Below are 12664 nucleotides of genomic sequence, written 5' to 3' on the forward strand. Positions count from 1 at the left end.
GCGTCGCTGTCGGACGGCGGCGCTTTCTGTCAGAGGTATCGATGAACCCGCTTTCGCAAGCTCTATCGCGCAAGGGCAACAACTTCGACCTCGTGCGGCTGCTGGCTGCCGTGGCCGTGGTGTATGGCTACTCGACCCTGCTGCAGGGGCCCGGTGCCGATGGCGCGACCGACTGGGTACACGACGCGCTCGGCTTCGACAGCCTCGCCGCGCTTGCCGTCTACGCCTTTTTTCTGCTGAGCGGCTTGCTGGCGACCGCCAGCTTCGACCGGCAACGCTCGGCGCCACGCTTCGCCGCGCTGCGCATCGCCCGCGTGTGGCCGGCGCTGGCGGTCGGCTCGCTGGTGACGGTGTTCATCGTCGGACCGCTTTTTACGACGCTGCCGCTGCGCGAATACTTCGCATCCGGCATGACGTGGGCCAATCTCGACAACCTGTCGACCATCGCGCTGAAACCCGGCTGGGCGCTGCCGGGCGTCTTCGAACACAACCATTTCCCCGTCGATATCGCCGCGCCGCTGTGGACGTTGCCACTGCAGATCCGCTGTTACGTCGTGGTGCTGGTGACGGGCATGCTGGGATTGCTGTCCAGCGCGCGCGGCGTGGCGTTGTCGGCGCTGCTCGGATGCGCGGTGTTTCTGCTGGGCCTGCACGTGCCGCAATTGCAGTTCGGCATGCACGATTTCAGCGAGGCGTCCGGTGCGTTGACGTCCGGGCATTCGTTCTGGCCGGAGCCGTTCTTCATGCTGGGGATGCTGCTGTACGGCTGGCGTGAGCGGATCGATATCAACGGTCTGACTGCGCTTGCGTTCGCGATGGTGTTTCTGGTCTTTCGCGATACGGCGGGCGGCCAGCCGCTGTTTTACCTGACCTTCGTGTACGGCGTGCTGTGGATCGGGACGACGCCGCTGCTGCGGCGCTTGGTGCCGCGTCACGATTACTCGTACGGGATTTATCTGTACGGATTCATGGTGCAGCAATGCGTCGCCAGTCTTGCGCCGCAGTTGGGGCACGGGATGTCGCTGCTGATCGCCGCACCGTTTATCTGGCTGTGCGCGGCGTTGTCCTGGCACTGGGTCGAGCGGCCGCTGTTGACGTGGTGCCGGGCGCGTCTTGCGCCCCGGAGCATGCCGCTGGCAACCGGTGTGGCGACGGGGGACCGGATGGTGCGGTGAGCGCGAAACGTGCAGATGGCGAAGGGTATTTCGCGCTGCTGCGTTGCGCTCGCTCACTCCGTTTTTTCGCGCGTTTGATGGGCGGGTTGGGCGTCGCCGTGCATCCGCGGACTTCCAGAAAAAAAGCCGGCGAATCATATTCGCCGGCCTTTTTCGGACCGCTGACCGCCAATAGCAGGCGGTGAAGATTCAACCGCCGCCCACCACGCGTTCAGCCGCCACGTCCCTCAGAGATTCACGCCTTCGCGTCCGCTTCCCGCTCGGCCGCTTCGATCGTGTTGACCAGCAGCATCGTGATCGTCATCGGACCCACGCCACCCGGCACCGGCGTGATGTAACCGGCCACTTCCTTGACGCCTGCGAAATCGACGTCGCCGCACAGCTTGCCTGCGTCGTCGCGGTTCATGCCGACGTCGATCACCGCCGCACCCGGCTTCACCATGTCGGCGGTCAGGATGTTGCGCAGGCCGGTTGCGGCGACCACCACGTCGGCGTTACGCGTATGGGCGGCCAGGTCGCGCGTCTTGCTATGGCAGATCGTGACCGTCGCGCCCGCTTCGAGCAGCAACAGCGCCATCGGCTTGCCGACGATGTTCGAGCGGCCGATCACCACTGCGTTCGCGCCTTGCAGCGGAATGTTGTAGGCGGCGAGCATCTTCATCACGCCGTACGGCGTGCACGGACGGAACAGCGGCTGACCGGTCATCAGCGCGCCGGCATTGGCGACGTGAAAACCGTCGACGTCCTTTTCCGGCGCGATCGCCTCGATCACCTTGTGGCTGTCGATATGCTTCGGCAGCGGCAACTGCACCAGAATCCCGTGGATACGCGGATCGTGGTTCAGTTCGTCGATACGCGCGAGCAGATCGGCTTCCGGCAGGTCGGACGGATAGCGGTCGAACGACGAACCGAGGCCGTTGTCATGACAGGCCTTGATCTTGTTGCGCACATACACTTCGCTGGCCGGATTGTCGCCGACCAGCACCACGGCGAGGCCCGGCTGATGGCCGCGGGCTGTCAGGGCGGCGGCGCGCGTGGCGACGTCGGCGCGCAGTGTCTTGGAGAGGGCGAGGCCGTCGATCAGTTTGGCAGTCATGGTCGGTCGAGATAGGCAGTTTGGAAAGCGGGGGCAGACGCGGCCGGTCGGCTTGGTGCACGACTCGCGCGATGGCGCTTTTCAGCGAAACCAGGTCGGCACGTGCAAAGCGCGTGGCGCCAATTCAAGCCAGGCGCCTCTGCAAAGACCGACATTATACCGGCACGGACGGGCTTATCCGCCCGGTCGATCAGGCCCGGGTGACGATGCGAGTCGTTATTTGCCGCAGGGGGGAAGCGGGGAAGGGGCGAAACAGAAGAAGGCGGGTGTGGAGCGGTACAGGCAGGTGCAAGTGGGGCACATCGCGCAGACAGGCCGGACTTTTCACCAGTCCGGCCGTTGCCCTCGAAAACTCTCTGGCGGCGCAACCTGCGCCGCTTTGGTTTTTATTGTGCCGCTTGCGGCTTGTTCGACAGCGCCAGACGCAGCAGGTCGGCGACCGTGTTCACGTTCAGCTTTTCCATGATGTTCGCGCGATGCGCTTCGACCGTCTTGATGCTGATGCCGAGGTCGTCGGCGATCTGCTTGTTCAGGCGGCCGGCGATGATGCGCTCCAGCACCTGATGCTCACGCGCGGTCAGCTTGCCCAGACGCTCGGCGGCGGCACGTTGCTGCTGCACGCTGCTGCTTTCGTTGCGCGCCTTGTCGAGCATGCGCTCGACCAGCCTGCGCAATTCGGCTTCGTCGAACGGCTTTTCGATGAAGTCCATCGCGCCTTTTTTCATCGTCGACACGGCCATCGGCACATCGCCGTGACCCGTCACGAAGATGATCGGCAACAACGTGTTGTCGGCGATCAGGCGTTCCTGCAACTCGAGTCCGCTCATACCGGACATCCGCACATCGAGGATCAGGCAGGCGATCTGGCCTGGATGCTGGTGCGGCTGCCATGCGTCGATGAACTGCTCGGCGCTGGAGAAGCATTGCACGCGATAGCCGTTTGCCTCCAGCAGCCAGCGCAGCGAATCGCGCACAGCCTCGTCGTCGTCGACGACAAAGACAGTTTCCTGTGTGGTGACTGGGGTATTCATAGCTCTCCCGTAACGGTTTGTGGTGTCGGCGCCTCTGACCCGCCGTTGCTCGGGCCGTCAGGCTCTCCAATAGGCAGACTGCAATGGAACGTGGCGCCCGTGATGTGGCCGTCAGACTCGACGTTGTTCACCACCCACAGACGACCGCGGTGCGATTCGATAATCGAACGGCAGATGTTCAGCCCCATGCCCATACCATCGGACTTGGTGCTGTAAAACGGTTCGAACAGCCGCTCGGCGGTTGCTTCGTCGACGCCCGGTCCCTGATCGACGACGCTGATGCAGACAAAGCCGCTCTCCAGACGCACGACGACGCGGATCACTGGATCGACCGCATTCGGCCGCGCGTCGGCCATCGCTTCGGCGCCGTTCTTCAGCAGGTTGACCAGCACCTGCTCGATCAGCACCGGATCGACGTAGATCACCGGCAGACGCGAGCGCAGATCGGTGACGATGCGGATGCGCCGCTTGCGCGCTTCCAGTTCGGCCAGACCCACGGCGTCCGCGACGATATCGGCGACGCGCGTCGCCTGGCGCTTCGGCTCGCTGCGCTTCACGAACTCGCGAATCCGCTTGATGATCATTCCGGCCCGCACGGCCTGCTGCGCGGTTTTTTCCAGCACCGGAAGCAGATTGTCAGGCGTCGTCCGACCGGATTTAACCAGTGCGACGGTTCCAGAGCAATAGTTATTGATCGCGGCGAGGGGTTGATTGAGCTCGTGCGCGAGCGACGACGCCATTTCGCCCATCGTCATCAGACGGCTGGTGAACTGCAGCTTCTCGTCCTGCTGGCGCGACAGCTCCTGCGCCTGCTTGCGGGTGGTGATGTCGGTCGCGATCTGCATCTGCGCGAGATGGCCGTCCACCCACTGAATGTACTGGCGGCGCACTTCGAACCATTTCTGGATGCTTTGCACGTAGATTTCCTGCGCGTCGGCTGTGCTCTCGGTCAACGCGGCGGCGGGCAGGCCGGCGTAGGTGTCCACCATATCGATCGAATCGGACGACGCCTGTGCGCTATCGAACCCGCCGCCCGCCAATTCCAGATGACCGTCCGGGCGAATCCCGAACAGGTGGCGGTAGTAGCGGTTGGCGAACAGCAATTCGGCTTCGTCGGCGGCGAGCACGGACACGGCGGCGTCGAGGCTCTCGAGCACGGTCGTGAAGCGTTCGTGCGCGGCGGCGAGTTCTTCGCGCGCGCGCTTCGGCTCGGTGATGTCGGTCATCGACGACATCCAGCCGGTCTGGCGGCCCGAACTGTCGATCAGCGGCGACACGTAGAGACGCGCGTGGAACGTGGAGCCATCCTTGCGACGCACCCGCAATTCGAAGCCGGACGACGGCGCCTTGCCGCGCAACGTCATGTCGAGCTGACGCTGCATCTCTGGATACGAGTCTTTCGGCCAGTACGCGAACGGTGCGTTCTTGCCGACCAGATCGCTTTCGTCCCAGCCGGTCATGCGGCAAAACGCCGGATTGACGTGGGTGATCCGGCCATGCATGTCGAGCACGCGCATGCCGATCAGCACCGAGTTTTCCATCGCGCGACGGAAGAACGCTTCGGCGTACAGCGCCTGCTGCGCCTCGAAGCGTTGCCGCGTGTGTTTCCACAGACTCCACAAGCTCCACAGCACGAAGCACGACAACCCGGCGACCAGCCAGACGAGCGTGTTGTTGGTGAAGTTGGTCATCTGCGGATACGCGTACACGCGCACCGAGATGCCCTGGCCCGGCGGATCGAGCGGCAGGTCGTAGAACATGTCGCGCGGCAGGCGCGGGCGGGTCGACGTGGTGGTCAACTCGCGGTTGTTCACGTCGATGATCGAAATCTTGTACTTCGCCGACAACTCCGGCGGTATGTCGCGCTTCAGGATGCCTTCGACCGAGAACACGGCGGCGATCGAGCCCAGAAAGTCGCGGTCACGGAACACCGGCGTTTGCAGCGTGATATAGCCGTTGCCGACGTCGTCGTAAATGAGCGGCGAGTAGACCTGGCGGCGCGTGGTGCGCGCTTCGTTGAATGCGGCTTTGACGGCTTCATCCATCTGCGCGTCGTTCGGCCGGGCAAGCCGTTGCCCGAACACCGGCAACGCCGTATTGGGCCAGCGCGGCTGCTGTGCGCTCGTGTACCAGTTCATGTAGAGGATCTCGGGATGCCCCTGCATGATGTCCGTGGTGGACGTCTGGAATGAATTTGGATCGGCATGGCCGGCAGCCAGATCGCGGGCAAGCGCCTGGATCTGTTCCTGCGCGCCGGTCATGGACAGGCGTATCTGCTGCTGCGCCCATGCGACGTTACGGTAGAGCGTGTCTTCCTGCTGCTGCTGTTCGCGCCGGTTCAGGCTCCACAGAATCAGGCTCATGACGACCAGGAAAACCAGGATCGACAGAAGCGGCGTCAGCAAATAGGAATTCGACCACCATGGTCCATGGTGCCAGCGGGAGGGCGGCGTCGAATCCGCCGGAGAACCGGCGGTGCGCGCCGAGCGAGCGAAAAGCCGTTCGGTCAACATGCGTGGCATTGTAGCGCAGCGCGTCCCTCGCAAATGACGCAAAAAAGCACGGAAAGACACGTTATTCGGCGCAAACTAGCCGACGTATCCGCTGATCGGCAGTCAAATCAGGTTGCGCCGCAGCAATTTTTCGCATTGTGAGAATCGATATCGTAATTCGAAAATTTTGTTGCGCGGACGTCGGGACCCTCATTACAATCTGGCCGAAGCTGCCGCGGCCGTGCTTCGTCCGCGTCGTCTGTTCAAAGAGCGTTCCTCTATATCCAGGAGACGAGCATGTCCGCTGTACCCGACGAAGTCATGAAATACGTCGCCGCTGAAAAAGATGAAGATCCGCAGGAAACCGGCGAATGGCTGGAAGCGCTGGATGGCGTGATTTCTGCAGTAGGCCCCGACCGTGCCCACTACCTGATCGAAAAACAGATCGAGTTCGCACGCGTTCATGGCGAACACCTGCCGTTCTCGGCAAACACTCCGTACATCAATACGATTCCGGTCGCGCGTCAGGCAAAGAACCCCGGCGACCAGGACATCGAGCACCGTATCCGTTCGTACACCCGCTGGAACGCGATGGCGATGGTGCTGCGCGCCGGCAAGGAAACCAACGTCGGCGGCCACATCGCGTCGTTCGCGTCGGCTGCCACGCTGTATGACGTCGGCTACAACCACTTCTGGCACGCGCCGTCCGCCGAACATGGCGGCGATCTGATCTTCGTGCAGGGCCACTCGTCGCCGGGCGTCTACTCGCGCGCGTTCCTGCTCGGCCGTCTGACCGAGAAGCAACTCGACAACTTCCGTCAGGAAGTGGGCGGCGAGGGCATCTCGTCGTACCCGCATCCGTGGCTGATGCCGGACTTCTGGCAGTTCCCGACCGTGTCGATGGGCCTCGGCCCGATCATGGCGATCTACCAGGCGCGCTTCATGAAGTACATGCAGGCGCGCGGCATTGCGAAGACCGACGGCCGCAAGGTCTGGGCTTTCCTCGGCGACGGCGAAACGGACGAGCCGGAATCGCTCGGCGCGATCGGCATGGCCGGCCGCGAACGTCTCGACAACCTGGTGTTCGTGATCAACTGTAACCTGCAGCGCCTCGATGGCCCGGTGCGCGGTAACGGCAAGATCATCCAGGAACTCGAAAGCGAATTCCGCGGCGCCGGCTGGAACGTCATCAAGGTGATCTGGGGCAGCCGCTGGGATGCGCTGTTCCAACGCGACAAGTCGGGCGCGCTGATGCGCCGGATGATGGAAGTGGTCGACGGCGAATACCAGACGTACAAGTCGGAGTCGGGCGCGTATGTTCGCGAACACTTCTTCAATACGCCGGAACTGAAGGCGCTGGTCGCCGAATGGTCCGACGACGACATCTGGAACCTGAATCGCGGCGGCCACGATCCGCACAAGATTTACGCAGCGTTCACGGAAGCGTCGAATTCGCAGGGCCAGCCGACCGTCATTCTCGCGAAGACGATCAAGGGCTACGGCATGGGCGAAGCCGGTCAGGCGATGAACATCACCCACCAGCAGAAGAAGATGCAGGTGGAGCAGCTGAAGAATTTCCGCGACCAGTTCCGTCTGCCGATCACCGACGAGCAGATCGTCGACGTGCCGTACCTGACGTTCGAAGAAGGCTCGAAGGAACTCGAGTACATGCGTGCCCGCCGTCAGGACCTCGGCGGCTATCTGCCGGCGCGTCGCCAGAAGGCCGACTCGCTGCCGGTGCCGGAACTGTCGGCATTCGAGCCGCTGCTGAAGGGTACGGGCGAAGGCCGCGAGATCTCCACGACGATGGCGTTCGTGCGGATCCTGAACATCCTCCTGAAGGACAAGGCACTCGGCAAGCGCATCGTGCCGATCGTGCCGGACGAGTCGCGTACCTTCGGTATGGAAGGCCTGTTCCGTCAGATCGGTATCTGGAATCAGCAAGGCCAGAAGTATGTGCCGGAAGATTCCGACCAGCTGATGTTCTACCGTGAGTCGGAAACCGGTCAGATCCTGCAGGAAGGCATCAACGAAGCCGGTGGTATGTCGGACTGGATCGCAGCCGCGACGTCGTACTCGACGCACGGCGAGATCATGATCCCGTTCTACATCTTCTACTCGATGTTCGGCTTCCAGCGTATCGGCGACCTGGCATGGGCCGCAGGCGACATGCGTTCGCGCGGCTTCCTGCTGGGCGGGACGGCTGGCCGCACGACGCTGAACGGCGAAGGTCTGCAGCACGAAGACGGCCACTCGCTGCTGTGGGCGGCTTCGGTGCCGAACTGCATCAGCTACGACCCGACGTTCGGTTACGAACTCGCGGTGATCATGCAGGACGGTCTGCGTCGCATGGTGGCGGATCAGGAAGACGTCTATTACTACATCACGGTGATGAACGAAAACTACGAGCACCCGGCGATTCCGCAGGGCGAAGCTGTAGCGGCCGACATCATCAAGGGCATGTACGCGTTCAGCAAGGCCGAGGCCGATGCGAAGGCGCCGCGCGTTCAGCTGATGGGCGCCGGCACGATCTTCAACGAAGTGATCGCTGCCGCCGAGCTGCTGAAGAACGACTGGGGCGTCGCTGCCGACCTCTGGAGCGTGCCGAGCTTCACCGAACTGGCTCGCGAAGGCCACGAAGTGCAGCGCTGGAACCTGCTGCACCCGACCGAAGAGAAGAAGCTCTCGCACGTCGAGAAGCTGCTGAAGGACGCACAAGGTCCGGTCATCGCATCGACCGACTACGTGCGCGCGCTGACCGAGCAGATCCGCGCGTTCGTGCCGCAGAAATTCGTCGTGCTGGGCACGGACGGCTACGGCCGTTCGGACACGCGTGAAAAGCTGCGTCACTTCTTCGAAGTCGACCGCTACTGGGTCACGGTTGCCGCGTTGAATGCACTGGCAGATGAAGGCACGATCGAACGCAAGGTCGTCGCCGAGGCGCTCAAGAAGTACAACCTTGATCCCGCCAAACCCAACCCGATGACCGTCTAAGGACATCTTCCCCGTGTGCCACGGCGTGCGCGCCTGCCCTTAATAGAAGGGCAGGCCGCGTGCGCGGCCCAGGAGACACTAACAATGAGTCAAGCGATCGAAGTCAAGGTGCCGGACATCGGCGATTACAAGGATATTCCTGTGATCGAGGTGCTGGTCAAGGCGGGTGATACCGTCGAGAAAGAGCAATCGCTCGTTACGCTGGAATCCGACAAGGCCACGATGGACGTGCCGAGTTCGGCAGCCGGCGTGGTCAAGGAAGTGAAGGTCAAGGTTGGCGACAACGTGTCGGAAGGCGTGTTGATCGTCGTGCTGGAAGCGGCTGAAGGTGGTGCGGCTCCCGCTCCGGCGCCTGCTGCTGCACCGGCTCCGGCTGCTGCACCCGCGCCCGCTGCGGCGCCTGCTGCGGGCGGTGGCCTGCAGGAAGTCAAAGTGCCGGATATCGGCGACTACAAAGACATTCCCGTGATCGAAATCTCGGTGAAGGTCGGCGATCGCGTCGAGAAAGAGCAGTCGCTGGTGACGCTCGAATCCGACAAGGCGACCATGGACGTGCCGAGCTCGGTCGCCGGTGTCGTCAAGGAAGTGAAGGTCAAGGTCGGCGATAACGTGTCGGAAGGCTCGGTGATCGTGGTGGTCGAGGCCGAAGGTGGCGCTGCTGCGCCGGCAGCGGCGCCTGCTCCCGCTCCCGCTGCGGCCCGGCCGGCTGCTGAAAAGCCGTCGGACGCGCCGGCGACCCCGTCGCCCGCACCGGCACAACCGTCCGCACTCGCCCAGGCTCCGTCGATTCCGGCGGGTGAAGGCGGCGCGCGTCATGCAAGCCACGCGTCGCCGTCCGTGCGCAAGTTCGCACGCGAACTCGGCGTCGACGTCACGCAGGTGAAGGGCACGGGTCCGAAGGGCCGCATTACGCAAGCCGACGTGACCGCGTTCATCAAGGGCGTGATGACGGGCCAGCGCGCTGCGCCGGCAGGTGCTGCTGCACCGGCTGCCGCAGGTGGCGGATTGAATGTGCTGGCGTGGCCGAAGGTCGACTTCGCCAAGTTCGGTCCGGTCGATCCGAAGCCGCTGTCGCGCATCAAGAAGATTTCGGGCGCGAACCTGCATCGCAACTGGGTCATGATCCCGCACGTCACGAACAACGACGAAGCGGACATCACCGAGCTTGAAGCGCTGCGCGTTCAGTTGAACAAGGAAAACGAAAAGGCTGGCGTGAAGATCACGATGCTGGCGTTCGTGATCAAGGCTGTCGTGTCGGCCCTGAAGAAATTCCCGACGTTCAACGCGAGCCTCGACGGCGACAACCTCGTGTTCAAGCAGTACTTCCACGTGGGTTTTGCTGCGGATACGCCGAACGGCCTGGTCGTTCCGGTGATTCGTGACGCGGACAAGAAGGGTCTGGTCGAGATCGCGAAGGAAATGACCGATCTTTCCAAGGCTGCTCGTGACGGCAAGCTGAAGCCGGATCAGATGCAAGGTGGCTGCTTCTCGATTTCGTCGCTGGGCGGGATCGGCGGCACGAACTTCACGCCGATTATCAATGCGCCTGAAGTGGCGATTCTTGGTCTGTCGCGTGGCGCGATGAAGCCGGTTTGGGACGGGAAGCAGTTCGTGCCGAAGCTGATGCTGCCGCTTTCGTTGTCCTATGACCACCGTGTTATCGATGGGGCTGAAGCTGCGCGCTTCAATGCGTATCTTGGGGCGCTTCTTGCCGATTTCCGGCGTGTGATTCTTTGATGTGATGTTGCGCGGGGCGCTGGTTCCGGTTGTCTGTGATCGGCGTCTCTCTGTAGAACCTGCTTTCACGTCGGTCTATTAGCGTCGCCCCTGTGCGGGGCGGCACTTACTTTTCTTTGCACCCCAAGGGCACTTCCTGCGGGGCGTCTTCCAAAGAAAAGTAAGCAAAAGAAAGGCGCGTCCTTGGGCGGACAGCAAAGGATGTTCTGTTCTTTGTGCTGCCAGCTTTTAGGTCCTACGTCGCATGGTTCTTCGTCATCACGATCAATAAGAGAAGGGGACACTATGAGTCTCGTCGAAGTAAAAGTACCGGATATCGGTGACTTCAAGGACGTCGATGTCATTGAAGTCAATATCAAGGCGGGCGATGTCATCGAGAACGAACAGGCTCTGATGACGCTCGAGTCCGACAAGGCTTCCATCGAAGTGCCCAGCGATACCGCTGGCACCGTCAAGGAAGTTCGCGTCAAGGCAGGCGACAAAGTCTCGCAAGGCACGGTGATCGCGCTCGTCGAAACATCGGCGGAAGCGGCTCCGGCCAAAGAGGCACCGAAGGCAGCCGAGAAGGCACCGGCGCAAGCGGCTGCTCCGGCTCCCGCACCTGCTGCTGCATCGAAGGCGGCAACGCCTGCTCCGCAAGCCGGCAGCTTCTCCGGCAGCGCGGACATCGAATGCGACATGCTCGTGCTCGGTTCGGGCCCCGGCGGCTATTCGGCTGCGTTCCGTTCGGCCGACCTGGGCATGAAGACGGTGCTGGTCGAGCGTTACTCGACACTCGGCGGCGTCTGTCTGAACGTGGGCTGCATTCCGTCGAAGGCGCTGCTGCACACCGCGCTCGTGATCGATGAAGCTGAAGCGCTCGGCGCGCACGGCATCACGTTCGGCAAGCCGCAGATCGATCTGGACAAGCTGCGCGACTTCAAGTCGGGCGTCGTCAAGAAGCTTACCGGCGGTCTCGCCGGTATGGCCAAGGCGCGCAAGGTCGAAGTGGTGACGGGGACCGGCGCGTTCGTCGATCCGAATCACATGGAAGTGCAGACCGAAGGCGGCAAGAAAGTCGTCAAGTTCAAGCAGGCGATCATCGCCGCGGGTTCGGAAGCGGTGAAGCTGCCGTTCATTCCGGAAGATCCGCGTGTGGTGGATTCGACCGGCGCGCTCGAACTGCGTCAGATTCCGCAACGCATGCTGGTGATCGGCGGCGGCATTATCGGTCTGGAAATGGCGACCGTGTATGCCACGCTCGGCGCGAAGATCGACGTAGTCGAAATGCTCGACGGTCTGATGGCCGGCGCGGACCGCGATCTGGTCAAGGTCTGGGAGAAGTACAACAGCAAGCGTTTTGCCAACGTCATGCTGAAGACCAAAACGACCGGCGCCGAAGCGAAAGACGACGGCATCTACGTGTCGTTCGAAGGCGAAAAGGCTCCGGCCGAAGCGCAGCGCTATGACCTCGTGCTGGTCGCCGTCGGCCGTACGCCGAACGGCAAGAAAATCGGCGCGGACAAGGCCGGCGTCGCGGTGACGGATCGCGGCTTTATCGACGTCGACAAGCAGATGCGCACGAACGTGCCGCACATCTTCGCGATCGGCGATATCGTCGGTCAGCCGATGCTCGCGCACAAGGCTGTGCACGAAGGCCACGTTGCTGCGGAAGCCGCTCATGGCGAGAAGGCATACTTCGACGCGCTGCAGATCCCGTCGGTGGCCTACACCGATCCGGAAGTGGCATGGGCGGGCAAGACGGAAGACCAGTTGAAGGCCGCGGGCATCAAGTACGGCAAGGCAGTGTTCCCGTGGGCCGCTTCGGGCCGCGCGATCGCCAACGGCCGCGACGAAGGCTTCACGAAGCTGCTGTTCGACGAGGAAACGCATCGAGTGATCGGCGGCGGGATCGTCGGTCTGAACGCGGGCGACCTGATCAGCGAAGTCTGTCTCGCAGTCGAGATGGGCGCGGATGCAACGGATATCGGTAAAACGATCCACCCGCACCCGACGCTCGGCGAATCGATCGGAATGGCCGCGGAGTTGTACGAAGGCGTCTGTACCGACCTGCCGCCGCAAAAGAAGAAGTAACGCCGTCTCGAGAATCTGTCTGCGTGTGTGTTGTAAGCGCAGGCGGGTTCGCGGAAGCACAGGCGA

Annotated in this window: 7 protein-coding genes; 4 read left to right on the forward strand and 3 right to left on the reverse strand. The window is 62.6% G+C overall.

Going from position 1 to position 12664, the window contains the following annotated elements; genetic code table 11:
* The first annotated feature begins 41 nt into the window (after window positions 1-41).
* Window positions 42-1175: an acyltransferase family protein gene (locus ABH945_RS04440; RefSeq protein WP_429249839.1), complete on the forward strand. Its 1134-nt coding sequence runs from the start codon at window positions 42-44 to the stop codon at window positions 1173-1175.
* Between the two features lie 235 nt (window positions 1176-1410).
* Here ABH945_RS04440 and folD read toward each other — a convergent pair whose 3' ends face one another.
* The 3 genes from folD to fixL form a co-directional block, all read right to left on the reverse strand.
* Window positions 1411-2271 (reverse strand): bifunctional methylenetetrahydrofolate dehydrogenase/methenyltetrahydrofolate cyclohydrolase FolD, encoded by an 861-nt coding sequence (gene folD / locus ABH945_RS04445; RefSeq protein ID WP_429249840.1) that lies wholly within the window; start codon window positions 2269-2271, stop codon window positions 1411-1413.
* A gap of 386 nt (window positions 2272-2657) precedes the next feature.
* Window positions 2658-3302, reverse strand: a complete 645-nt coding sequence (gene fixJ / locus ABH945_RS04450) for an oxygen response regulator transcription factor FixJ (protein ID WP_074764450.1) — start codon at window positions 3300-3302, stop codon at window positions 2658-2660.
* The gene (gene fixL, locus ABH945_RS04455) at window positions 3299-5815 is read right to left on the reverse strand and encodes an oxygen sensor histidine kinase FixL (RefSeq protein ID WP_074764448.1); all 2517 of its coding nucleotides are present in this window, start codon (window positions 5813-5815) and stop codon (window positions 3299-3301) included. The genes fixJ and fixL overlap by 4 nt, the downstream gene beginning before the upstream one ends.
* 276 nt (window positions 5816-6091) lie before the next feature.
* On the opposite strand from fixL, the gene aceE reads away from it, so the two are divergent.
* The 3 genes from aceE to lpdA all read left to right on the forward strand — a co-directional run bounded on the left by aceE (window position 6092) and on the right by lpdA (window position 12598).
* Window positions 6092-8788: a pyruvate dehydrogenase (acetyl-transferring), homodimeric type gene (gene aceE / locus ABH945_RS04460; RefSeq protein WP_074764446.1), complete on the forward strand. Its 2697-nt coding sequence runs from the start codon at window positions 6092-6094 to the stop codon at window positions 8786-8788.
* Between the two features lie 84 nt (window positions 8789-8872).
* Window positions 8873-10525: a dihydrolipoyllysine-residue acetyltransferase gene (aceF, locus tag ABH945_RS04465; protein WP_429249841.1), complete on the forward strand. Its 1653-nt coding sequence runs from the start codon at window positions 8873-8875 to the stop codon at window positions 10523-10525.
* Window positions 10526-10810: 285 nt separating this feature from the next.
* Window positions 10811-12598 (forward strand): dihydrolipoyl dehydrogenase, encoded by a 1788-nt coding sequence (lpdA, locus tag ABH945_RS04470; RefSeq protein WP_429249842.1) that lies wholly within the window; start codon window positions 10811-10813, stop codon window positions 12596-12598.
* The last annotated feature ends 66 nt before the right edge of the window (window positions 12599-12664 follow it).

Source organism: Paraburkholderia sp. GAS333 (assembly GCF_050435665.1).
Taxonomy (GTDB): Bacteria; Pseudomonadota; Gammaproteobacteria; order Burkholderiales; family Burkholderiaceae; genus Paraburkholderia; species Paraburkholderia fungorum_A.

What these genes read in the sequence shown, in the direction of transcription:
- aceE (WP_074764446.1), top strand. Translation starts at nt 6,092, where the DNA reads ATGTCCGCTGTACCCGACGAAGTCATGAAATACGTCGCCGCTGAAAAA.
- fixL (WP_074764448.1), bottom strand. Translation starts at nt 5,815, where the DNA reads ATGTTGACCGAACGGCTTTTCGCTCGCTCGGCGCGCACCGCCGGTTCT.
- folD (WP_429249840.1), bottom strand. Translation starts at nt 2,271, where the DNA reads ATGACTGCCAAACTGATCGACGGCCTCGCCCTCTCCAAGACACTGCGC.
- lpdA (WP_429249842.1), top strand. Translation starts at nt 10,811, where the DNA reads ATGAGTCTCGTCGAAGTAAAAGTACCGGATATCGGTGACTTCAAGGAC.
- ABH945_RS04440 (WP_429249839.1), top strand. Translation starts at nt 42, where the DNA reads ATGAACCCGCTTTCGCAAGCTCTATCGCGCAAGGGCAACAACTTCGAC.
- aceF (WP_429249841.1), top strand. Translation starts at nt 8,873, where the DNA reads ATGAGTCAAGCGATCGAAGTCAAGGTGCCGGACATCGGCGATTACAAG.
- fixJ (WP_074764450.1), bottom strand. Translation starts at nt 3,302, where the DNA reads ATGAATACCCCAGTCACCACACAGGAAACTGTCTTTGTCGTCGACGAC.